Origin of the sequence: Helicobacter muridarum (assembly GCF_000765805.2) — a bacterium.
GTDB lineage: Bacteria > Campylobacterota > Campylobacteria > Campylobacterales > Helicobacteraceae > Helicobacter_A > Helicobacter_A muridarum.
In genome coordinates this window covers 1-23,226 of sequence record NZ_JRPD02000011.1, presented here as the reverse complement: position 1 = coordinate 23,226, position 23,226 = coordinate 1, and the positions used below count along the sequence as shown (strand labels likewise).

At 32.1% G+C, this 23,226-nt stretch carries 20 protein-coding genes; 10 read left to right on the top strand and 10 right to left on the bottom strand.

Going from position 1 to position 23,226, the window contains the following annotated elements; translation table 11 throughout:
* Window positions 1–163: 163 nt before the first annotated feature.
* The 3 genes from lspA (at window position 164) to LS73_RS05800 (ending at window position 4,435) form a co-directional block, all read left to right on the top strand.
* Window positions 164–673 carry a signal peptidase II gene (lspA, locus tag LS73_RS05810; RefSeq protein ID WP_034558352.1) on the top strand — a complete coding sequence of 170 codons (510 nt, stop codon included), beginning with the start codon at window positions 164–166 and terminating at the stop codon, window positions 671–673.
* A 66-nt stretch (window positions 674–739) separates the two neighbouring features.
* The gene (gene guaB / locus LS73_RS05805) at window positions 740–2,185 is read left to right on the top strand and encodes an IMP dehydrogenase (protein ID WP_104692155.1); all 1,446 of its coding nucleotides are present in this window, start codon (window positions 740–742) and stop codon (window positions 2,183–2,185) included.
* Window positions 2,186–2,302: 117 nt separating this feature from the next.
* Window positions 2,303–4,435 (top strand): motility associated factor glycosyltransferase family protein, encoded by a 2,133-nt coding sequence (locus LS73_RS05800; protein WP_104692156.1) that lies wholly within the window; start codon window positions 2,303–2,305, stop codon window positions 4,433–4,435.
* A gap of 432 nt (window positions 4,436–4,867) precedes the next feature.
* Here the strand turns inward: LS73_RS05800 and LS73_RS05795 are convergent, their stop codons facing one another.
* The gene (locus tag LS73_RS05795; protein WP_104692157.1) at window positions 4,868–5,806 is read right to left on the bottom strand and encodes a phospholipase A; all 939 of its coding nucleotides are present in this window, start codon (window positions 5,804–5,806) and stop codon (window positions 4,868–4,870) included.
* Between the two features lie 431 nt (window positions 5,807–6,237).
* Window positions 6,238–7,530 carry a 30S ribosomal protein S12 methylthiotransferase RimO gene (gene rimO / locus LS73_RS05790; RefSeq protein WP_034556814.1) on the bottom strand — a complete coding sequence of 431 codons (1,293 nt, stop codon included), beginning with the start codon at window positions 7,528–7,530 and terminating at the stop codon, window positions 6,238–6,240.
* 81 nt (window positions 7,531–7,611) lie between these two features.
* On the opposite strand from rimO, the gene LS73_RS05785 reads away from it, so the two are divergent.
* From LS73_RS05785 to LS73_RS05775, 3 genes are all read left to right on the top strand, one after another.
* Window positions 7,612–8,523, top strand: coding sequence for a hypothetical protein (locus LS73_RS05785; RefSeq protein ID WP_034556815.1), 912 nt, complete (start codon window positions 7,612–7,614; stop codon window positions 8,521–8,523).
* A 739-nt stretch (window positions 8,524–9,262) separates the two neighbouring features.
* The gene (locus tag LS73_RS05780; RefSeq protein WP_034556816.1) at window positions 9,263–9,835 is read left to right on the top strand and encodes a dCTP deaminase; all 573 of its coding nucleotides are present in this window, start codon (window positions 9,263–9,265) and stop codon (window positions 9,833–9,835) included.
* Complete coding sequence (locus LS73_RS05775) at window positions 9,822–10,094, top strand: hypothetical protein (RefSeq protein WP_034556817.1); 273 nt, start codon at window positions 9,822–9,824, stop codon at window positions 10,092–10,094. The genes LS73_RS05780 and LS73_RS05775 overlap by 14 nt, the downstream gene beginning before the upstream one ends.
* 687 nt (window positions 10,095–10,781) lie before the next feature.
* Here the strand turns inward: LS73_RS05775 and LS73_RS05770 are convergent.
* The 5 genes from LS73_RS05770 to LS73_RS05750 all read right to left on the bottom strand — a co-directional run bounded on the left by LS73_RS05770 (window position 10,782) and on the right by LS73_RS05750 (window position 15,749).
* Window positions 10,782–11,819, bottom strand: a complete 1,038-nt coding sequence (locus tag LS73_RS05770; protein WP_034556818.1) for a rod shape-determining protein — start codon at window positions 11,817–11,819, stop codon at window positions 10,782–10,784.
* A gap of 18 nt (window positions 11,820–11,837) precedes the next feature.
* The gene (gene clpX / locus LS73_RS05765; protein ID WP_034556820.1) at window positions 11,838–13,118 is read right to left on the bottom strand and encodes an ATP-dependent protease ATP-binding subunit ClpX; all 1,281 of its coding nucleotides are present in this window, start codon (window positions 13,116–13,118) and stop codon (window positions 11,838–11,840) included.
* Window positions 13,111–13,932 carry an acyl-ACP--UDP-N-acetylglucosamine O-acyltransferase gene (lpxA, locus tag LS73_RS05760; protein WP_034556821.1) on the bottom strand — a complete coding sequence of 274 codons (822 nt, stop codon included), beginning with the start codon at window positions 13,930–13,932 and terminating at the stop codon, window positions 13,111–13,113. The genes clpX and lpxA overlap by 8 nt, the downstream gene beginning before the upstream one ends.
* Window positions 13,933–13,982: 50 nt before the next feature.
* Window positions 13,983–14,492 (bottom strand): 3-hydroxyacyl-ACP dehydratase FabZ, encoded by a 510-nt coding sequence (gene fabZ, locus LS73_RS05755; protein WP_052089457.1) that lies wholly within the window; start codon window positions 14,490–14,492, stop codon window positions 13,983–13,985.
* Window positions 14,493–14,633: 141 nt separating this feature from the next.
* Window positions 14,634–15,749, bottom strand: coding sequence for a phosphatidate cytidylyltransferase (locus LS73_RS05750; protein ID WP_233708833.1), 1,116 nt, complete (start codon window positions 15,747–15,749; stop codon window positions 14,634–14,636).
* A gap of 84 nt (window positions 15,750–15,833) precedes the next feature.
* Between LS73_RS05750 and LS73_RS05745 the strand changes: the two genes are divergently transcribed.
* Complete coding sequence (locus LS73_RS05745) at window positions 15,834–17,834, top strand: tRNA uridine-5-carboxymethylaminomethyl modification enzyme MnmG/GidA (protein WP_034556822.1); 2,001 nt, start codon at window positions 15,834–15,836, stop codon at window positions 17,832–17,834.
* Between the two features lie 80 nt (window positions 17,835–17,914).
* On the opposite strand, the gene LS73_RS05740 is transcribed toward LS73_RS05745, so the two are convergent.
* The 3 genes from LS73_RS05740 to LS73_RS05730 form a co-directional block, all read right to left on the bottom strand.
* Window positions 17,915–18,247: a hypothetical protein gene (locus LS73_RS05740; RefSeq protein WP_034556823.1), complete on the bottom strand. Its 333-nt coding sequence runs from the start codon at window positions 18,245–18,247 to the stop codon at window positions 17,915–17,917.
* Between the two features lie 113 nt (window positions 18,248–18,360).
* Window positions 18,361–19,056 (bottom strand): RDD family protein, encoded by a 696-nt coding sequence (locus tag LS73_RS10215; RefSeq protein WP_052089458.1) that lies wholly within the window; start codon window positions 19,054–19,056, stop codon window positions 18,361–18,363.
* A 20-nt stretch (window positions 19,057–19,076) separates the two neighbouring features.
* Window positions 19,077–19,844, bottom strand: coding sequence for a uroporphyrinogen-III synthase (locus LS73_RS05730; RefSeq protein ID WP_034556824.1), 768 nt, complete (start codon window positions 19,842–19,844; stop codon window positions 19,077–19,079).
* Window positions 19,845–19,953: 109 nt separating this feature from the next.
* Here LS73_RS05730 and LS73_RS05725 point away from each other — a divergent pair, with 109 nt between their 5' ends.
* From LS73_RS05725 to LS73_RS05715, 3 genes are all read left to right on the top strand, one after another.
* Window positions 19,954–21,045 (top strand): Mrp/NBP35 family ATP-binding protein, encoded by a 1,092-nt coding sequence (locus tag LS73_RS05725; RefSeq protein ID WP_034556825.1) that lies wholly within the window; start codon window positions 19,954–19,956, stop codon window positions 21,043–21,045.
* 297 nt (window positions 21,046–21,342) lie between these two features.
* Window positions 21,343–22,446 (top strand): dual-specificity RNA methyltransferase RlmN, encoded by a 1,104-nt coding sequence (gene rlmN / locus LS73_RS05720; protein ID WP_034558211.1) that lies wholly within the window; start codon window positions 21,343–21,345, stop codon window positions 22,444–22,446.
* 321 nt (window positions 22,447–22,767) lie between these two features.
* Window positions 22,768–22,962, top strand: coding sequence for a hypothetical protein (locus LS73_RS05715; protein WP_034557970.1), 195 nt, complete (start codon window positions 22,768–22,770; stop codon window positions 22,960–22,962).
* The last annotated feature ends 264 nt before the right edge of the window (window positions 22,963–23,226 follow it).

Below are 23,226 nucleotides of genomic sequence, written 5' to 3'. Positions count from 1 at the left end.
AATTGTCTCTTTGAAAATGGATTGATTGAAGCTAGGATTATATCTTATATAAAGCCCTATTGCTTACGCGTTAAGCCTTTATGTATTGTAGTGGTTATAAATCCTTTTGTTTGCTTTGCTATAATTCATAAATATTTATGCAAATTCAACATAATGGACAATAATGCAACTTGCACATAGTGAAGAATCTCCTATAAAAAAATTAATCATTTTTCTTATTGTAGGAATGTTTCTTTTAGCACTTGATCAAGCAATCAAATTTTATTGTATATCTATTGCTAATCCAAGAGATATTAATGACTTTGTAATGATAGCCCATGGTGAAGTCATATCAATAGCATTGGTGTATAACACTGGAGTTGCGTTTTCATTTCTTACGTCTCTTGGCGAATGGCTTAAGTTTATACAAGTTGGTTTTTTGTTTGTCGTATTCACATTACTTTATTTGCAAAAGGAGCTTTTTTTGCAACATTATCTAGCTTTTGCGTTTATGTTAGGCGGTGGAATTTCAAATGTTTTAGATAGATTCTTACATGGCGGTGTTGTGGATTATATCTATTGGCATTATAAATTTGATTTTCCTATTTTTAACTTCGCAGATATATGTATTGATTGCGGAATAGCGTTTTTTATCTTGCAAACTATAGTATACTCTAAGATCAAGAAGCAATAGCCCTTACATCTAATCATTATTATAAGTTAAGTAGAATCACAACTAAATTCCACAAAAAGGCGTAATATGAATCTAATCACTAGGGCTCTAACATTCGAAGATATTTTACTCGTTCCAGCTTACTCTGAAGTTCTACCAAAGAATGTAAATATACAGTCTATGCTAACAAAGAATATAAGCCTAAATATTCCATTTGTCAGTGCTGCTATGGATACAGTAACAGAATACAAATCTGCTATCGCTATGGCAAGACTAGGCGGCATTGGAATCATTCACAAAAATATGGATATAGAATCTCAAGCTGCTCAAATACGCAAGGTAAAAAAGAGTGAGAGTGGAATAGTAAATGATCCTGTTTTTATAACAGAAGATAAAACACTTCAAGATGCAGAAGAGATTATGAGGAATTACAGCATTTCTGGTGTGCCCGTTGTAGATTCAAATGGAGTATTAATTGGAATCTTAACTAATAGAGATACAAGATTTGAGACAAATTTTAATAAGAGAGTAGGCGAGGTAATGACAAAACCACCATTAATTACTGCAAATGTAGATATTAGCTTGGAACATGCAAAGGATATTATGCATAAAAATCGCATAGAAAAATTACCTCTAGTTGATAGTAATAATGTCTTGAAAGGCTTAATTACAATCAAAGATATACAAAAATGTATTGAATATCCACAAGCAAATAAAGACTTCATGGGCAGGTTGCGAGTTGGTGCGGCTGTTGGTGTAAAACAAATTGATAGGGCATTGGAACTTGCTAAGGCTGGTGTAGATGTTTTGGTTTTAGATTCCGCACATGGACACTCAAAGAATGTAATTGATACGCTAAAAGAAATCAAATTAAAAACAGATATTGATGTGATAGTTGGAAATGTTGTAACACCTGAAGCTACTAAGGATTTAATATTAGCCGGAGCTGATGCGGTGAAAGTAGGTATTGGGCCAGGTAGTATATGCACAACAAGAATTGTAGCTGGTGTTGGTATGCCTCAAGTTTCTGCTATCGATGGTTGCGCTCGTGTTGCTAAAGAGCATAATATCCCAATTATCGCAGATGGTGGTATAAAGTATAGTGGCGATGTAGCTAAAGCCTTAGCTGTTGGAGCGTCAAGTGTAATGATTGGCTCGTTGTTGGCAGGCACAGAAGAAAGCCCTGGAGATCTAGTTATATTTCAAGGTAGGCAATATAAGAGTTATCGCGGCATGGGAAGCATTGGAGCAATGCAAAAGGGAAGTAGTGATAGATATTTTCAAGATGGCATAGCTCAAGATAAGCTAGTCCCAGAGGGTATAGAGGGCAGAGTTCCATATCGTGGTAAGATAGCCTCTGTGCTTAATCAATTAACAGGCGGACTTAGATCTTGCATGGGATATTTGGGTGCTGTAGATATGGTTTCTCTATGGGAAAGGGCTCGCTTTGTTGAAATCACATCGGCTGGATTAAGAGAGAGTCATGTCCATGATGTAGTAATTACCAAAGAAGCACCAAACTATCATGTGTAATCTAAAATAGAATCTATTGCCTAAAATATAAGTTAGACTTTAAAAACATGTTACGCGCTAGACTAGAATCTGTGTAGAATCTAGGACACGAACAACTAAGAGGAAAATGAGGGAAATATGGCAAATACAAATGCTAAGAATAACATTGCACAAACAACACCTAATATAAATAATAACATTAATGATAATTTCATAACAACAAAAAATCAAAATAGTATTTTAGATTCTAAAATTTTACAAGGATTGAAAACTTCTAATGATTTGCTGCAATCGCTAGGAGATATAAATACACAACATGCTCAAATTGATCAAAATCTAATCTATCAGCAAAATTTACATGCTCTAAGTTATCGGGATCCTTTGTTGTTTTATAATTTATTGTCAATAGAGACAAATAGCAAATACGAAGTATTCATGGGAAGTGATAGCGCAAACTTTAATATAATTGAAATCTCAAACTCCACGCCATTATACAAAAGAGATCCTTTGCAAGAAAACTTAAACAAACTGAAGGAATATGAAATCTATCGATACTATCCATATCTGTATGCCTATGGTTTAGGAAATGGAATTTTATATAAAATGATGTTTGGTAGTGAGATTTTAAAACGTATTGTAGTCATAGAGCCAGAATTAGAGATTATCTATATTGTTCTAAACCTCATTGACTTTAGCGAGGATATTTATAACAATCGTTTTATTTTGCTGCATTCTCCTACATGTAATTTTCATATGGTTAATTCCTTATTTGATATGGATAAATTCTCTAAGATATATTCAAAAGTTTATGATTTATTATTGCCAAATGATTACTATGAAAGATACCAAGAGGAGATAATTCGTATTAATAAGGATTTTGTGCAGGCAATAGAGCATAATGTAGTTAGTGTTGGAAATGATACAAGAGATGCAATTATTGGAATTAAGCAGCATATAGAGAATATGAAGCACTCGCTTTTTTCACCATCTCTTGTAGAGATTAATAATCAGCTTAAAGGAAGAGACACGGCAATAATAGTCTCCACAGGTCCTAGCTTATATAAACAACTAGATCAGCTTAAAGAAATTGCCCCATATGCTACATTATTTTGTATTGATGCTAGCTTTCCTATTTTATATAGTCATGGAATAAAACCTGATATTGTATTTTCTCTTGAAAGAGTTAAAGAAAGTGCAAAATTCTATACAGATACGCCAAAAGAGGCGCAAAAAGATGTGATATTTTCTCTTACCTCTATAGTACATGAGGATACGATACATGCTATTACAGATGGAATAAAGCAATTTAGTTTTCGTCCATTTGGCTATACGACTTTATTTAATTTTTACGAATATGGATATTTAGGAATAGGCATGAGCGCAGCAAATATGGCTTATGAGCTTGTAGTGCATTCTCAATTCAAACGTTGCATATTGATTGGACAAGATTTAGCTTTTGGCGAAGATGGGTCTAGTCATTCCAAAGGTGCATTGTATGGAGAAAATGAAATTAAGCCAAAGGAGCAAAAGATATTTGTTGAAAAATATGGTGGCGGTGGCGTTATAGAGACAACAGAGATTTGGAGGCTTTTTTTGAATTTTTATGAAAAAGATATTGCCAATACACCATATAAGATTGAAGTAATAAATGCTACAGAGGGAGGAGCTAGGATTAGGGGCACTATAGAGATGTCTTTTAAAGAGGCTTGCAGTCTTATACCAAAAATCAAAAAAGAAAAAATAATACTTAAAGCACCAAGTAAAGAGGCTTCAGAAAAGAATCTTAAAAAGGCTATTGAAATATGCCAAAATTGGATTGATTATGGAGAATTGCAACAATCAAATATAGAAAAAGTTTTCCTTGAGCTTATAGAATTTTTGCAACATATAGAAGAGCTAAATAGGAAAAATCGCCTTGAGGAATTTAGCTACGAGACAATGGATAAACTTATAAGTTCTATTGATGATATTAAAGATATATTTAACTCACGTGTATTTCATGATTATTTTACAGATGCCTTGCAATCTTACATTTTTCATCAAGAGCTAGATATAGCGCAACTTCTTGTGCGACCAATACAAAATGATGATGATAAAAGGGCAAAAGAACTTGAGTGGTTATATTGTCATAGATATTGGCTTTTTAGCCTAGCTGGCGGTATTGACACCGTTGTTACAGTCGTAAGACGGGCGTTAGAATATTTAACAGGTGAAAAATATATAAGTCAAAAAAATAAGGAGAGAGCACAGCAGGATAAGACTATAAATTAATTAAATAAAATATGTAAACCAATCTCAACAACTATAACATTTTATAAATGTATCAATGTGAGAATTATAAAAAGAATTATCATTTTGAAGCTGCTTAGGCAATTAAAGAATCTTGTATTTATAAATTGATAGAATGTAATAGCTATGCTTTAGTTAATTATGGCATGGCATATAAATAGCCATTGAAGTGGAAATCTATTAGTAATAAGTGGGTTATATTATACAAATATAAGTTATTTTTTGCTTTGGTATATAATGATATGGACTTTATTAGTAATTGTAAAATAAAATATTCTTCTTTAAGAGTATCCTTTGTGCATTTCATTTGTTTTATTGTCATAGCCGATATAACTAAGATATAAATAGATATTAATCTTTTGCCTATTTCGTTAAACTAACAATAATCTCAATATAATTATTCTTTTGTCCTTACTAAAAGTCTCTAAGTCTAACCCCAATACCTATTCTATTTACAGGAAGGCTATATTCATATAGGCTATCTCCATGCCCTAATATGTATTGAACAAATAATGCATATTGACTAGTAATGCCATAGCTATACCCAAGCTCTAGTTGTCCTTTAAACTTCCAGTAGCTACTATCAAAATAGTTATTTAATATATTATTTGCACTTAACTCAAAGAGATTTTTACCATATTTATATGAGAATTTTACATCGCCATATCCTATATATTTACCTATATCAGGATTGGTTTTTCCACCATCAAAGACTCCTATTATTATATATGTTCTAATTCTCATATTGAAATTATTATTGTTATAATTGGTTTCAAATACGATTCTATCAAGAGCCTTACTTCTTACAATCTCTCCTCGTAAGTCATCTGCTAAAATTCTATTTGTCTCACCATTACTAGTGTGGTTATAATATATGGATATCCAATTTATATAACTATTACCTTTTATATAAATTGGTTTCTTGTAGGCAAAACCTATCTGTGGTGATAAGTCAATATCTCTAAGTGGTGAGCTTATGATTCCGTTATATGTTTGTAGATAGATTCTTTGTGTGTAGCCAAAACTAAATGAGCAGAAATCACATATAATATTATCTAATAATTCTAATCTAAAGCTAATCTGTGATTTAAACTCAATTTTTTGTAATCTAGGACTATACATTTTGTTGAAGCTATAGTATACAGGGATAATATACCATGGCTCATATATCTTAAATTTAGCAAAGAAATTTTGTATTGCTAGAGCACTTTTATTTGGTATATGTGGAGCTTGCAGAGCATTATATTCTTGTAATATTTCTTTTTCACTAAAAGGAGTATAAGTTTTGCTAGTAGTAGCGAAACTTATATTTGTCAAATATAAGGCATAAAATAAGACAAATAATATTCGCATAGAACCTCATAACTATTATAGATGATTTATCATAATTATCATATATGTAACAAAAGGTATGAATTATAGCAGGAATAATATAGTTATAGTAAAATATACTTATTTTATAGTTATTGAATTAATTGTTTTGTTTAATATTATTATTTTTTAAATTACAGTAATTATCTTAATTGCCTTTAATATGGCAAACTTATCGTAATTTTCTTTTAAGTACTTGCATTAAGTATAATTTAAATAAAGTTTGTTTAATAATTTCTGTTTATAGTTTTGATGTGGTTTAAATAAAGTAAAATTTTGTAGTCAAAGAAAGCTTTTTATAAAAATGAATATATTGGCTCTAGATTTGAATCTAATCTAAAAACCTTATAAATTTCTATTCTATTATATTTAATTGCAAGCTAAATATAAGCATTTCTATTGTATAATATTATTTATATGATGCGACCAACTAAGATTCCGTCTTTATAGTCTGTAATCCTTGCGCAGTAATATCCTGTTCCTTGAAAATCCCCATCATTAATCAATATCTCACCATCAATATCAATAGCCCATTTCTTATCTCTAGCACTATAAAAATACTCGCTAATCTCACTCTTGCCTTCGATAATTACATCTAGATTCTGTCCTACCATATCCTTAAATAATGTATCTTGTTGCTTTTTAACAATCTTATTTAATGCGTTAATGCGCTTGCTCCTAATGTTTTTTGGTAGCTCTTCCAATAATCCAGCCTTTGTGCCTTCTTCCTTGGAGAATTCAAAAATATTCAATCTGTCGAATCCAAACTCTTCCACAAAATCACATAGTCTAGTAAAATCATCTTCACTTTCATTTGGATAGCCCACAATCACGCTACTACGCACAAAGCTATGCGGGACATTTCTCATATAAGTTAATAGTTGGTGTATATTATTATGACTTCGTTGCATACTTTGCAGCACATTGGTGCTTATATGTTGTATTGGCATATCGTAATAATTTTGAAATATGCTTGATTGTGCAATTTTATCAATCAACTCAAAATTAGTTGAGTTGGGATATAGATATAATATTCTAGCACTTTTGATTGCTCCTTGTGCCTCTATAGCTTGTATTAACTTTAATAGTCCGTCTTTTTGATTCTTATCTCTAAGATAAGAACTAGAATCTTGTGCAATAAAGCTAATATCATAATATCCGTTACCAGCCAACATTTCTATCTCATGTAGTATAGAATCTATTCCTCTGCTTTGCAATCTGCCCTTAAAGCTAGGTATAGCACAAAAAGAGCAATTTTGATTGCAACCTTCACTTATTTTCACGAATGCATGAATATTTGATCCTGTTATAACTCGTTTCTCTTGGTTATATAAAAATACACCATTGTTGGCGATACTCCTTTTTTGCGCAATCATAGAATCGATTCTGTGATAATCACTAACGCCGGTAAGAATGTCAATTTCTGGAATCATATCCTTTATTTCTTTGGCATAACGCGCAACTAAGCATCCACTAGCAACTAAAAGAGCACCTTCCTTTCGTCTTTGTAATGCCTCAAATATGTGCCCTAAACTTTCTTTCTTTGCAGCTTCAATAAAGCCACATGTATTAATAATAATTACATCTGCTTCACCTATTTCATTTGTCATAGCATAGTCTGTTAGCCTACCTAGCATTACTTCAGAATCTACTAGATTTTTAGAACAACCAAGCGATATTACATGCAGTTTCTTTTGTATTTGCATTGTAATCCTTATCTAAAGAATTGATGTTTTGTATTAGAATCACAATATAATAACATAAAAGACTTGTCAAAAGGAATATGCATGAAGCAGACCTTGCGTTTAGCATATTTACAATCTATGTTATATAGATTGGAGCTACTTGGTGATTGTTTTGTAGATTCTTTTATAATGGACTATTCGCTAGCGGATTCAAATGCGACTTTGATTGCTAGTAAGATAAAATCAAACAAATCTAATCATATTCAACAAACATATAAATCCACATATACGCAAGCAAATTCTAAAGTATCGACATACCAGACATTAAGTGATATAAAGCATAAGATTCTTGCATGCAAGTTATGTAGCTTGTCTAATATGGCTGATGATAATGCTAGATTTTGTGGCATCTTGCCCAAACAGCAAGAGGTGCATGCTCAAATAAAATCGCCATTAATGCAACAAACACATATAGATAATTCAAATGATTCTAAATCACAAAGTCAATCTCTAGCGAAAAAATCTCTAAAAATTGCCTTTGTAGTAGAATCCTTACGTCTGCAACATCTAGGAGATTGCCTCGATTGCTTAGATGCAAGCAAGTCAAATATTATGCTTATAGATATTATTACTAAAGTTATGAGCATTTCATTAGAATCCGCATTTATATTGCCACTCTTTAAATGTGTCGCTTTGCAAAATAACAATTTATTGCTAACAATACAAAATAACAACTTAGTGCAAGAACGTAAAATATGCGGAGATTATTTAATACGTCAGTTGAGATTTATAGATTATGCCGTGTTTTTTGGAGAGAGATTATGTAGAGATTTTTTCAATGCTAGCTTATCACAAACAAAGGGCAAGATATTGCAATACTCTGCGCTAGGTCATGTTTTGCATGCTGTATGTGTGCATGATATTATGAATATGATTACTAATCCACCACTTAAACGCGAAACATTAACAAATCTTAATACGTTAAAGCAATTTATAAAAGTCAATAACAAATAATTAGCCTAATTGCTATATTGGTTTATGCTTTTATGATTGAAGTAAAAGGAGCATTTGCAACGCAGCCTTAACTATGTAGAGGCAGTCATTAATAATATGAAGAAGAAAAAGTAAAGCAACATTTAAACGGTATTTAAAACCATTGAATATACGAAGAATGTTTAAAATATGGTTTTATGCGCAATTTGTTTTGTATCTATATATAATAACCCAAATTTTTAGTAAAGATATTCAAACAATACCGACTAAATGAGTTTTTGAATGATGACAGATTCTAAAACTATTAAGGATACGACAAAATGCAATATATTCTTTGAGAAAATATTGTAGCTTTTGCAAAACGAACTATTTCACAATGGTTAGTTTGGTATCGGCAAAAATGGATTATATATGATTACAAAAATTGCTTCATGTATGAAGTTTAACTACAAGGAATAATAAATATACCTACTATCAAATGCTCAACAACAAAATCTAGATTCTAGGACTCTATATTTTACTATTGATTTATGGTTGCAAATTTGCAAAGCAAATTCACGCTATTTTTTCTAAGTATTGCTATACACTTTCGCGCTTAATATGTTAATACAAATGGTGATTTTAATATTTTATACTAGTTATATTTATAAGGATATTAAGAAAAACTCTTAAGTAAGGTTACATACTCTAATCTTGCAATTTATTGTTGTAAGATTTTATGTATAATATATTTAAGTTATGTATTTAGTTAAGGGTTTATATGGTTTTAGGGTTTTCTGAATTAAAGGATATCGCTCCAAAGCATATTACATGCTTAAATGATAATAATATACGCGGCAGTAGCATAGACTTAAGCCTTAGCGAAGAGGCAAAAATAATTAAGCATGCAAGGGATATTAATCTGTTTGAAGATAATATTGATAAGACAACAATAGATAATATGTATGAGACTATTAATCTTGCAAGAGGGTATCCATTAAAACCACAGACATTTTTATATACTTCTACATGCGAGCATGTAACTATCCCTATAGATAAATGTGGACTTATATTACCTAGAAGCACCTTTGCAAGATTAGGACTTATATTGCCAATGTCTTTGTATGCCAATCCGGGTTATAAGGGGCATTTACCTATAATTATTTTTAATGCTTCACCATGCACTATCACTATTCCACCATATATAAGAATTGCTCAGCTTTTACTTTTAGAGGTAAAAGGTGATGCGCAACCATATAATTCATTCGAGGATTCTAAATATCATGACGAATCTAAACTTACATCCCCAAGTTTTAATGATAGTGAGATAGGAGAAATCCTTGAAAAGCTTTGATGATATTCTAAATACAATCATTAAAAGCTTACAGGCAAAGCAAGAAGAAGATGGGAATAAAACCCCTAGTTTAAATAATATTTATGATGCAATATTAGAAACGTTCCCAAAAATAAAAAATAAATCAGAAAAATCTAGAGAGATTATTGTAAAACGTATAAAAATTGCTAGAGAGTATAATAAAAAGTTACTTCAAGATGATATTAAAGAGCTAATATATTTTATTTTAAGTGATATTGCAAAACTACCAGATAAATAAGAATCTCAATGAAGCTCTTATTTTCTTATTCCTAAATAGCTATATACAATCTCTTTAATATCCTATTCTAAATATTTTCAATCTTACACTTTTTACAGGTAAAAAGTGTGAACAAGGATATTGCTTTTAAGCTTTTACCTGCCTTGCTTTCGAATTAAATAGCGGCATAACTAAGCTTATTGCCTATGCTCATACTGTCTTTATGCTATCTTGTGTTTGATGTATATCTTTAGCCCCCAACATCAATGCTTGTTTGTAATGCCCTGCTCTCATCTAGAATCTTATTTTATTTTTACACTTTAGTGTGCGCTTGCCTAAAGGTTTGCATTTTTCATTAAATGGACTTTTCTCTGCCTTAAAGTTATATCTGTTTATTTTTTGTTGCATTTGCTTATTATTAGCGTTGATTCTAAATTGTTTGCTTGACTAAGCTTTTGCTCTAATATATTAAGCAAGATTTCTATCCCTAATGTATTAATATTTCTAGGCTGTTTATAATTATGTAAGGAATGTATAAGATATTTTAATAAGTTTTATAAGTTGTTGCTAATCTTAATAAGATAATTGATTAGATTCCTTAATAAAGCGCATACATTTTAATTGAGTCATTATTGATTTCATTGTAGATTCTATATATTAGATAAGATTAGTTATACAAGGCCGCTTATATTTTATTCTACTTTTAGTTTAGCTTCTAGCAATGATTTTTTCTAGCATTTCTGAATCTTCCATCGCCATTCCAGTTCCCTTTGCCACAGATAGTAACGGTTCATCACCAACATATACAGGTAACTTAACTATATCAGAAAAATATCTATCAAGATTTCGTATTAATGCTCCACCGCCAGTAAGCACGATGCCATTTTCTACAAGATCTCCAGCTAAATCAGGTGGAACTTGCTCTAACACACTGCGCAAGGCATTACCCATCTCTTTAATTTGATCTTTAATTGCTTCTCTAATATCTTCGCTTGTTAATTCTATTGAATTTAATAATCCGCTTACCTGATCTCGTCCTTTTATTAATTTTACGAGCGGTTTTTCCAAAGGTGCAGCACAACCAATCTCAATTTTTATTTCTTCTGCGGTTCTATCTCCAATGAGAAGATTGAATTTCTTTCTAACATAGTCCATTATGGCTACATCTAGCTTGTCTCCTGCTACACGAATAGATTTTGAAATTACAAGTCCGCTTAATGATAACACGCCAATCTCTGTTGTTCCACCACCAATATCAACAACAAGGCTACCTTGTGGTTCTTTAATTGGTAGTCCAGCACCAATTGCTGCAGCGAGCGGCTCCTCAATCAAGAACACCTCTCTTGCTCCAGCACTCATAGCAGATTCCTTAACAGCCTTTCTTTCAACAGATGTCAAACCATAAGGCACACATACCATAATCCTAGGACGTACAAATGATTTACGTTTATGTGCTCTCTCTATAAAATGTCTAATCATTTTTTCTGTGATTTCAAAGTCTGCAATTACTCCATCTCGAAGAGGTCTTATAGCTCGTATATTATCAGGCGTTTTACCTATCATTTCCTTTGCTTCCTTGCCAACTGCTAATATTTCTCCATCTCGATATTGATCTACCTTGACTGCTACAATAGACGGTTCATTAATGAGAATCTCATGCCCTTTTATCATGACAATAGTATTGGCTGTTCCTAAATCAATTGCTATATCATGTGAAAACCAACCTGCAAACTTACTTAAAAACACTGAAATCTCCTTATTTATCTAAACTGCCTTAACTGATTTCTTCTTTATAAGAAGCGGTTTATCTATTTTATCTACACATTTTCGTGTGATAATTATTTCATATCCATTTAGGTTTGGCAAGTCAAACATAATATCCAAGCTAAAATCTTCTACTATTGCTCTAAGTCCCCTAGCACCTGTTTTTCTTTCCATAGCAAGCTCCGCTATACGTTCTATAGCATCATTTTCAAATGAAAGTTTAGCTCCATCTAACTCAAAAAGTTTTTGGTATTGCTTTATTAGGGCGTTCTTTGGTTTGGTTAGGATTGCAATCATGGCTTCTTTGCTAATAGAATCTAATGTTGCTATAACATGCAATCTGCCTATTAATTCTGGAATCAAGCCAAAGTTAACTAAATCATCTGTTTCTATTTGGTGAATTATGTCGCTTGTATTTTGTAAGTTTTTTTTATTTGATTCTGTGTTAGATTCAAATCCTAAGACATTTTTACCTAATTTGCGTTTAATAATATCTTCAATACCATCGAATGCTCCACCACAAATAAATAATATATTGCTTGTATCCATCTTTACGAAATCTTGGTTTGGGTGCTTTCTGCCTCCTTTTGGAGGAATATTTACAATGCTTCCCTCTATTATTTTTAGTAGTGCTTGTTGCACCCCCTCACCGGATACATCTCTAGTAATAGATCGATTTTCTGATAGTCTTGAAATCTTATCAATTTCATCGATAAATACTATGCCCATTTGAGCACGTTTTAAGTCCCCATTGGCAGCTTGTAATAATCTAGTTAAAATGTTTTCTACATCTTCGCCTACATATCCAGCTTCTGTTAGCGAAGTGGCATCTGAAATAGCTATTGGAATGTCAAGAAAACGTGCTAGTGTTTGTGCCATCAGAGTTTTGCCACTGCCTGTTGGACCAATTAAAAGTATATTTGACTTTGATAGCTCAACGTCTTGAGATAAATTTGTATTTTCAATGTCATCATTGGATAATTTTTGTTGATATAGCAATCTTTTGTAGTGATTATATACAGCTACGCTAAAAACTTTTTTTGCTTGTTCTTGTCCTATCACATAGTCATCTAGATGCTCTTTTAATTCCTTTGGAGAAGGAATGGAATCAAGCGAAAAATTAGAGCTATCTATATCGTTTTTAGTATTAAATCTTTCATAGATGAATAGGGTGCACATTTTGCAAATATAAGCCTTTGTGCCCGTAATCTTTTCGTTGCTAGATACGATAGGGTTTATCTTAGACTCTGTCTTACCGCAAAAACTACAAGTCTCAATCATTTATATCACCTCTCCTATGGGGAATGCCTCTTTCTGATTGTAAAATAAATTCACATATACTAATAATCTCACTTTCATCGCTTCCGCTACCTTGTGCTACTTTAAGCTCTAGAGATGCTAAATCTCTAAGGCTTTGTGATCCAGAGAAGAGTCTTTTATAGAGAGCATCGATTTTATCTATTACATATCTATCCATAATTTTACGCATGCGAAACCTATTAAGCCCAACAATCTTAGCTCTATTGCCCTCTGCCATGCAGTATGGTGGAATATCTTGTGATAAAGCTGAGGCCCCAGCAATCATTGCTCCTTCACCAATGCGAACAAATTGGTGTATAGGAGTCATGCCTCCAATATTTACAAAGTTGGCAATATGTATATGTCCCCCTAATGTAGCATTATTTGCAAATATATTATTGTTGCCGATAATGCAATCATGAGCTACATGGACATATGCCATAAAAAGATTATTACTGCCTATTTTGGTTATCCCACCTCCGCCTTCTGTTCCTGGATTGAACATGCAAGATTCTCTAATGAGATTATTGTCTCCGATTTCTAGAAATGTTGTTTCGCCCTTGAATTTCAAATCTTGCGGGATTGTGCCTAATACAGCATTTGGAAAGATTGTGTTACCTTTACCAATAGAAGTATTACCCCTAATTGTTACATGATTATATATATAGCTATTATCATTTATATCTATATTGCCTTTAATGACTACATAGTCCTCTATTACTACATTTTCTCCGATATTTACTTCTCCTTCTATAATGGCTGTTTTGGCTATTTTGGCTGTTGAAGAAATATTCATTTTCATTCCTTTTATTGATTAAGTCATTGACATAATATATTTAAAATATATCAATTATGCACATCTGTTACCATAGCCTTTAATTCTGCCTCGCTTACTAATATATCTCCTATGAAAGCTTTGCCTTCAAGTTGCCATACATTGTTTCTATGTTTCATAACCTGCATGTTATAGAAAAGCGTATCACCGGGTCTTACCGGGACTCTAAACTTTACTTTGTCTATTGTCATAAAATAGACTATCTTATCCTTACTTGCTTCAAAATCTAAACCCCATTCACTCACAAATGCAAGAATGCCACCAGCTTGTGCCATTCCCTCAATAATCATTACACCAGGATATATTGGCTCTTTGGGAAAGTGCCCAATAAACACCTGTTCATTAATTGTTATATTTTTATAAGCAGTTATGCTTTTATGAGGACAAATTTCCTTAACCTTATCTACCAATAGCATTGGATAGCGATGTGGTAATATTTTCATAATCTTATCTATATTTAGATTCGTATATTTTGTGGCTTGAGATTGCGTATTATCAGAAGTTTGTTTTGCATCATTCATTATAAAATAACCCTAACATTCATGAAGTTTCCTAATATTATAACATAATGCCTTATGATAAGACACAAATGTTTAATTTTTAATGACTAAGTTATAATACGAGCATAACTAGTGGTTACTTTTTACTCTAATATTAATAGATTATTGGTATATATCTAGTAAAGATAGAATAAGTAACATACCTACAGCCCCAAACATAAGGGCATCTATTCTATCAAGCACACCGCCATGTCCTGGCAGAATTGAGCTTGAATCTTTTATTTGTGCCCTGCGCTTTAACGAGCTTTCAACCAAGTCTCCAATTATTGATAATATAACAATAAATATGCTTGCTAGGAAAGCAATAGAGAATCCACCAAAGATTCCAATTCCAAAGATAGATCCAATCACAACGCCAGATATAACACCACAGATTGCGCCCTCTATGGTTTTGTTTGGAGAAGCAGAACAAAGCTGTGTTTTTCCTAGTATTTTGCCACCATAAAATGCAAATATGTCTGCTACGCATATAGTAGCTATAAGCCATGCTAAGAATCCAACACCATATTCGTTGTAGATCACATATATAGCTACAAAAGGTAGACTAGGATATATAAATGGGAATAAATTCTTTGTGCTTGATTCTGAATTATCTGTAACACAATATAAAGATATAATACATAGCACACAAGCAACCACTGCAAAAGAATTTGAACTAAAATATAACCCTATCCATAGTAATACTGACATAGAAATACTAAAGATTCCAAATGGGATTTTGTATATATTTGCACCTTCTTTCATAGCTAGTAAATATATAATACCCATGACAAGCCAAGTAAGGACTACATTATCCATACCAAGCACAATGATTACTGCAACGAGCATAACAATAGCACTCCATACTCTTGTACTATCTTGCATTACAAGCGACTTTATGCCTGATTGGGCAGAACTTATAGTGCTAGTTTGGTTGAGATTATTTTGAGCAATGTTTGTTTCTTGTGTATTAAAGCTATCTGTAGAAATATTTGAATCTTGGTTGTTTTTATAAGATTCTGTGCTAGATGTTTCGTTGGTTATTTTATTGTTCTCTATACTAAGATTTTCGCTTTGCAATGAATTGCTAGAGTTGATTTTTATATTATCTTGTTTGTCTATGTTTGTTCCATGATTTAAGCTATTATTTGAATCAGTGTTAATATTTTGATTGGTAGCTGATGTGCTTATATCTTGCGCATCTGCATTCATAGCTTGGGCTTGTGAATCATTTTGCATCATTGCCTCCTTTAACCTTTAATATTTTATAAACTCAAAAATGACTATAATTTTACCTTTAAAATCATCAATTCGGGTATAAAAATGCAAAATCACTACGACATAATAGTTATAGGCGGTGGGCATGCTGGAGTTGAAGCTAGCCATATTTGTGCGAAAATGGGTTTAAAAACATTACTTATTACTCATCTAATAGATAATATCGCGCTAGCTAGCTGTAATCCAGCAATAGGCGGTTTAGGCAAGGGACATTTGACAAAAGAAGTAGATAGTTTAGGCGGACTAATGGGGGCTATCACAGATATTAGTGGATTGCAATATAGAATATTAAATGCCTCCAAAGGTCCAGCTGTGCGAGGTACTAGAGCACAAATTGATATGGACTTATATAGAAAGTATGTTAGGGATTTTCTATTGCAAACTAGGAATCTAAACATAATTCAAGCTAATGTTATAAGGATTTTAAGCAATGATTCTAGAGCTATAGGCGTTGAAATTTCAATTAAAAAGCAATTCTTTGCAGAGAAAATAATACTAACAGCTGGGACATTCCTTAGTGGATTAATTCACATTGGCGAAAATAAGAGCAAAAATGGTAGGGTAGGGGAGATTGCCAGCAATGAATTAAGCCAAAGTTTGCAATCATTGGGAATCCCACTTTCTAGGTTAAAAACTGGAACATGCCCTAGAATTCTTGGCAGTAGTATAGATTCTTCTAATTTGCAAAAGCACTATGGAGATGCTTATGCTGATTTAGAAAATAAACAAGGGGATTCTAATCAAAAACAAGCACCATACTTTAGCCTTTTAACTCATGATTTTATTCATCATAAAAAAGATAATATCATCTCACAATTTCTTTTAAGTAGGATTAAACATGATAGATTCTTGCCTAAAGAGTTGCCTTGCTTTGTGACATATACTAATGAAAATACACATGAAATTATAAGAAGTAATTTTTATCGCGCTCCTCTTTTTACAGGACAAATACAAGGGGTTGGTCCAAGATATTGTCCAAGCATAGAAGACAAGATAAATCGTTTTAGTGAGAAAGAGAGACATCAGCTTTTCTTAGAGCCGCAGACATATAGCGCGTCTGAATATTATATAAATGGGCTAACTACAAGTTTGCCTTATCAAGTCCAAGAAGACGTGATTCAATCTATACAAGGGTTAGAAAATGCACATATTACTCGCTATGGCTATGCTATTGAGTATGATTATAGTCAGCCTACAAACCTCTATCATACATTAGAATCAAAAATCATTAAGAATCTATACTTAGCTGGACAAGTAAATGGCACTACAGGATATGAGGAGGCAGCTGCACAAGGAATCATTGCCGGAATTAACGCTAGCCTTAGCCTACTATCCCAAAGAGGAAAAAGCAGTAGAGAATCCTTGATATTGAGAAGAGATGAGAGTTATATTGGAGTGATGATTGATGACTTGGTTACAAAAGGTACAAATGAGCCATATAGGGTTTTTACAAGTAGGGCAGAATATCGCTTGTTGCTTCGCGAAGATAATGCTTGCTTTAGAATGTTGCCATATGCTAGAGAATTGGGATTACTAGATTCTAGAATCATAGATTCTTTGCAAAAGGATATGGATGATATACAATCTAATCTATCTCTGTTAGAATATCGCTTTACTCCAAATAAGCAAAACCTAGATACACTAGCAAAAATAAATGAAGAACCATTTAGCAATCCTTGCAATCTAGCACTAATACTAGGTAGAGATAGCATGAATACCTACAAGATGAAAGAATTGCATACTAGTTTATCTCCTTTGAGCGATAGGGCATTAGAGCAATTACGAATTACGGCAAAATACCAAGATTATATTCGTAAACAAGAAGAGCAAATTATTCGGAGTAAGAGAGCTTTAAGTCTAAAAATACCAGATAATTTTGTGTATGAAGGCATTTCTGGTTTAAGCCTTGAAGTCATTGAAAAGCTAAGTCTATATAAGCCAAAGAATCTTCAAGAAGCCTCGCTAGTTAGTGGTGTAACCCCTGCAAGCTTAGAGGTGCTAGAGTTAAACATAATCATGCATAATAGACAAAAAGAACTTCTATAGATTAAGCTTAAATGCCTGATTTTCATTAAAACATTATGTTTATGTTATAGCTTAAAGGTAATGTAATTATAATAACTTGGTTATTGATTATTAAGCTTTTGTTGGTCTTTTAGGTATTGGAATAATAGCTCGCTATATCCAAATCTACCACTTAAGCTCTCTGATAATTGCTCTTTATACATGGCATTGTAAATATCAGCACCGGGCTGCTTTGGATATAGCGGATTATCCATATTTAATGACGAATCAAGCAAAGTTTTAATGAACAGTGCTTCAAATTTATCTGTTTGCTCTCTTAGTGCAGCATCATTATTATCAACACCCTTTCCAATTTTATTCTTAAGATTAGTAATTAGACTGCTCTGTTTTGCATTTGCAAGAGAGTTTATTGCATTAGTAGAATCTATTTTCATAAATAACTCCTTTTATTCTATGTAATAGTTGTTTGTAAGCCTAAGCAAAAGTAATTCCTACTTATCTGGCATATATTAAAAACAGGGTTATTTTACTATTGATATATAATAAACTACATAACGTTATTTTTTTTCCTTGCTTGGTTTTGCTTATATATAATTTTAGTGTGAGATAGAATTTCATGTAAACTTCTTTTATCTTTACGCAAAAAATAAATAACCCACAAAAAGAAACTTATCTCAATTAACCATACTGCAATAAATACAAGGCATTGCCATGCTTTTGGTTTTGAAATGCTATATGGCTTTGTGTTTAGGCTAGATATGTTGCTAGATTTAATAGATTTTTCTCTAATATTAGAATCTCTTTCTGTGTTAAAGTGATTTTTCTTTGAGCTTCCATTTATGGTATTAGAATCATGATTTAGATTCTCTTGATTGTTGTAATTAATACTAACTATGGCTATCTCTGCATATCGAAAGCCTGGCGTTTGACCAAAACGCCATAAAAAGAAAAATATTATGACACAATAGCAACTAGTGCATATAGCAATAGCTATTTGATTATCTAATAGGCTTTGCTTGCCATCTAATATTACATATGTTGTTATATATAAAATTGGCATATTTATTAGGAATATATCAGTTATGAATGCTTTTAATCTTTCAATAAGGAAGCCCTTATTAGATTTTTGATTGCTTTTTGTGTTTGGATTAGAGTTTAATGCTTCTTTTTGTCCATCGAGGAATTTATTGGCTTTAATTTTGTTTTTAGGACGTAATAATTTCTTGTTTGCATTTTTGCTCAAGTGCGATTGCTCCACTAAGTTTAAAATACGTTATCAACATCTACTGGGATATTGTGTTGCAATGGTGTTGTACCGCAAAGGGCTTGAGCTACCTTTAATGCCTTTTGAAAATTGCCTTTTGCATTAAGCTTGCGGACATTGTTGCCAAAGGATTGGAATGTAGTATCGCCTAGAGATATGGCAAGCCATGAGAGATTCCATCTGTAATATTTGCAAAATACTTGATAATGTTTTGGAGAGCCAAATATAAATATACTCTCATCTTCAAATGTATCGCTGGATTGTGCATTTTCGCTTATATTGGAAAGATTTGTGTCTGGATTGCAATTTTCTATGCTTGAATATACAATAACTTCTTGTATGAAAGAATCTTTAAGCAGAACTTTAAAGTCTGTAGCCCTATCTTTTCCACACAGATACAAAATGTTCTTCCCGTTAACAATAGGAGAGATAATCTCTGCAAATTTTTTTCCATTATTGCACTCACTAACCCCTAAATCCGCAGGAGATACGGCATATTTACCGCCTTTTTGCAACCAAATGTTTTTGCTTTTTTCTCCTATAAACAATGCTTGTTTATTTGCTAACAAATCAAAGTAACTATGATTTATTATTGCTTTGAGAGCGTTTTTGGAGGTAAAAAGCAAATAATCAGCTTTATTTATTTGTTCTAAGTCTAAACTAAAATCATGAAATTGAATCTGCAATAATGATAGTAAGCACACATTATGTGATAGGTAGCTTTCATTTATGATGGGGTCTTTATCAGATTTGAGAATATAAATCATAACATGAGCCTTAAAACGAATTTTATTTAATGTAATGTTATATTTAAAAACATAATATGTTCCAACTTTATGCTAAAATCCATTAAATTTCAAAAATTATGAGGAAAATATGCAACCCACTACAAAAGAGCAAGTCATAGAGGCATTACGTAGAGTTATTTATCCCAATTTCGAGAAAGATATTATACATTTTGGTTTTGTAAGTGATATTCGAATCAACAATAATGTTTGCTATATGAAAATTATGATTCCATCTGGCAATGAAGAAGTCATATCAGAGGTAAAAAAGAGAGTGTTAGAAGAAACTAGTAATCTAGGGTTTGCTAATGTAGATATAGAAACACATACTCCGAACACACAAAAAAAGCAAGCAGCTCAATCTCAAGAAACAAAAAATATAGCCCCTAGTATAAAGCATTTTGTTATGGTAAGCAGTGGTAAGGGAGGTGTTGGTAAGTCTACTTCGAGTGTGAATCTAGCCATATCTCTAGCAAAAAGCGGCAAAAAGGTAGGCTTGCTTGATGCTGATGTATATGGTCCAAATATCCCACGCATGCTAGGATTATCTGATATTAAACCAGATGTAAGCGTAGATGGTAAAAAGCTAATTCCATTAGAGAAATTTGGAGTTAAAATAATGAGCATGGGAGTTTTATATGACAAAGGGGAGAGCCTTGTTTGGAGAGGTCCTTTGGTTATGCGAGCATTGACGCAGCTTCTGCAAGATGTGGATTGGGATGAGCTTGATATTATGGTTATTGACATGCCACCAGGTACAGGAGATGCCCAACTTACTATAGCTCAAAGTGTTCCTGTAGGAGCAGGTATAAATGTAACAACTCCGCAAATGGTTGCAATAGATGATGGTGAACGTGCTTTGGATATGTTTGTCAAATGTCAGATTCCAATCTTTGGAATTATAGAAAACATGAGTGGCTTTATTTGTCCAAATTGCAATAATAAATATGATATATTTGGTAGCGGTAATTCCAATAATCTAGCCAACCATTTTAATACGAAAGTAGTAGCAAAAATCCCCCTAGAGCCTAAAATAGTAGAATCTAGTGATATAGGAAAGCCAATTAGCTTCTATCAGCCAGATAGTTTAGTAAGTCAAGCCTATATGCAATGTGCAGCAATGCTGATTGATTTCCTAGAAAATACAAAAGCGGACAATAAAACTATACAGCCTATACAATAGGGCTAGCCATTGATAAATAGCTATTTATAAATTATTTTTGACATTAAATTTTTGTTTGGGTTGGAGGTTAATTTGAATGAAGCTATCTTAAGTAGCAATAAGGAACAAATTGTTAATTCCAAATGTTCAAGCAAAAGCTATAACAATTTATGCAATCAAGTATCAATTACACAGGATATAAATCCTGTGGATATTAAGATTCCAAATAGCTTAAATATTCAATCTACAAACCTTAAAGGTAATGATAAGCAGCATATATATTGTTTATTTCCAGAGGAGATATTGCAAGTTTTAGATATGGGGATAGAGTCTTTAAAATCTAATCATAGACAATTTATAACAAAAAAGCAGAATTCAGCATTAGGCTTTCGTTCTAAGCAAATATATAGTTGGCTTTATAGCAAATATACCACTAGTTTTGATGTTATGAGCAATATTTCTAAGGCTGATAGATATAGATTAAACTCCATATTTTCAATATCTAATTTAAATATTAAGCATATTGAACAAAGTAGTGACGGAACAAAGAAATATCTCTTTCAAACAGGTGATAATCTCTTCTTTGAATCTGTTTTGATTCTTATGAAAGATAGAGTTGTTGATGATTGCGGCAAGGTTTTGAAAAGTGAGAAATACACATTTTGCTTATCTAGTCAAATAGGTTGTAAGATTGGTTGTACTTTCTGTTCTACTGCTAAGGGAGGCTTTGTACGTAATCTTACCTCTGGGGAAATTGTAGAGCAGGTGGTATTCTTGAAACGCGATAATGGTTTAGATTCTAACAAGAGCGTAAATATTGTGTTTATGGGTATGGGTGAGCCTCTTGATAATTTAAATAATGTTGTTAGAGCTATTAAAATTATTAGCCACAAAGATGGGCTAAATATTGCTACTAGGAGGCAAACTATATCAACTAGCGGTATAGTTCCACAAATAGCAAAACTTGCAGATATGAATTTAGATGTCCAAATAGCTTTATCTTTGCATGCTGTTGATGATTCTCTTCGTGATAGATTAATGCCAATTAACAAATCTTGGAATATTGCTCAAGTTTTGGAATCTCTAAGAAATTTCCCAATCCGCTCTAGAAATAAGATACTCTTTGAGTATCTGATGTTACATAATGTAAATGATAGCTTAGATCATGCCAAAAAGTTGGTTAGTCTTTTGAATGGATTTAGAGCAAAAGTTAATCTGATTCCGTTTAATCCACATAGTGAAAGCGAGTTTGAGAGACCAAGTAGAGAACGTTTGAAGCTTTTTGCGGATTATCTCTACAAAAAAGGTATTGTAGCAACTATTAGGGAATCAAGGGGGTTAGACATAAGTGCTGCGTGTGGGCAATTAAGGCAGAAAGTTATAAATGGAGGCACATTACAAAATAAGCCAACAAATATATAGCAATTATTGTTGTATCAGAATTAAATAGTAAAATGCTAATGAATCTTCTATGGCATAGCCAAATATAAGTCGAAATAAAACTTAACGTTTTAAGATGCTAGTTTTAGGTTACATTTCAATATTTTGTTATATACGCACTTATGGATATGCAACTAAAATCTATCTAATAAATTGCCAATAAGATTAATATTTGGGAAGGTCATTACCATTAAGGATATAAAATATATTATTTATGTCTTTTATTTATAATAGCAATAGGGATATTGTAGAATCTTTTGCGCATTTTATATTTCAAAAAGCACGTTTATTTTTGTGTGATAGATGATAATTTGCGATGGTTTGCCAAATGCTAAAACATATGTCCTATTTGATATAAAAATCAATATAGAATATATAGTCATGATTGTTATGATGATTGTGCTTTCTTACATGCTTACAAGACCGCATTTAAGAGTAGTGCTAATTGTATTTTATCTATCCTTAAAGAATATATTTGAGAAATTTCTAGCACTATGACAAAATTGTAATCTTATCTTAAAATACAAGATAAATCAATATTTACAATCGATTTTATGTTTTCAAGAAAAATGCGCTTCTATCATAATGAGTTTGTTAGTTAAGTAGCAATAAGGAACAAATTGTTAATTCCAAATGTTCAAGCAAAAGCTATAACAATTTATGCAATCAAGTATCAATTACACAGGATATAAATCCTGTGGATATTAAGATTCCAAATAGCTTAAATATTCAATCTACAAACCTTAAAGGTAATGATAAGCA

Excerpts from the sequence above, each read along its gene's own strand:
- lspA (WP_034558352.1), top strand. The coding sequence starts at position 164 with ATGCAACTTGCACATAGTGAAGAATCTCCTATAAAAAAATTAATCATT.
- guaB (WP_104692155.1), top strand. The coding sequence starts at position 740 with ATGAATCTAATCACTAGGGCTCTAACATTCGAAGATATTTTACTCGTT.
- LS73_RS05800 (WP_104692156.1), top strand. The coding sequence starts at position 2,303 with ATGGCAAATACAAATGCTAAGAATAACATTGCACAAACAACACCTAAT.
- LS73_RS05795 (WP_104692157.1), bottom strand. The coding sequence starts at position 5,806 with ATGCGAATATTATTTGTCTTATTTTATGCCTTATATTTGACAAATATA.
- rimO (WP_034556814.1), bottom strand. The coding sequence starts at position 7,530 with ATGCAAATACAAAAGAAACTGCATGTAATATCGCTTGGTTGTTCTAAA.
- LS73_RS05785 (WP_034556815.1), top strand. The coding sequence starts at position 7,612 with ATGAAGCAGACCTTGCGTTTAGCATATTTACAATCTATGTTATATAGA.
- LS73_RS05780 (WP_034556816.1), top strand. The coding sequence starts at position 9,263 with ATGGTTTTAGGGTTTTCTGAATTAAAGGATATCGCTCCAAAGCATATT.
- clpX (WP_034556820.1), bottom strand. The coding sequence starts at position 13,118 with ATGATTGAGACTTGTAGTTTTTGCGGTAAGACAGAGTCTAAGATAAAC.
- lpxA (WP_034556821.1), bottom strand. The coding sequence starts at position 13,932 with ATGAATATTTCTTCAACAGCCAAAATAGCCAAAACAGCCATTATAGAA.
- fabZ (WP_052089457.1), bottom strand. The coding sequence starts at position 14,492 with ATGAATGATGCAAAACAAACTTCTGATAATACGCAATCTCAAGCCACA.
- LS73_RS05750 (WP_233708833.1), bottom strand. The coding sequence starts at position 15,749 with ATGCAAAATGATTCACAAGCCCAAGCTATGAATGCAGATGCGCAAGAT.
- LS73_RS05745 (WP_034556822.1), top strand. The coding sequence starts at position 15,834 with ATGCAAAATCACTACGACATAATAGTTATAGGCGGTGGGCATGCTGGA.
- LS73_RS05740 (WP_034556823.1), bottom strand. The coding sequence starts at position 18,247 with ATGAAAATAGATTCTACTAATGCAATAAACTCTCTTGCAAATGCAAAA.
- LS73_RS05730 (WP_034556824.1), bottom strand. The coding sequence starts at position 19,844 with ATGATTTATATTCTCAAATCTGATAAAGACCCCATCATAAATGAAAGC.
- LS73_RS05725 (WP_034556825.1), top strand. The coding sequence starts at position 19,954 with ATGCAACCCACTACAAAAGAGCAAGTCATAGAGGCATTACGTAGAGTT.
- rlmN (WP_034558211.1), top strand. The coding sequence starts at position 21,343 with ATGGGGATAGAGTCTTTAAAATCTAATCATAGACAATTTATAACAAAA.
- LS73_RS05715 (WP_034557970.1), top strand. The coding sequence starts at position 22,768 with ATGATAATTTGCGATGGTTTGCCAAATGCTAAAACATATGTCCTATTT.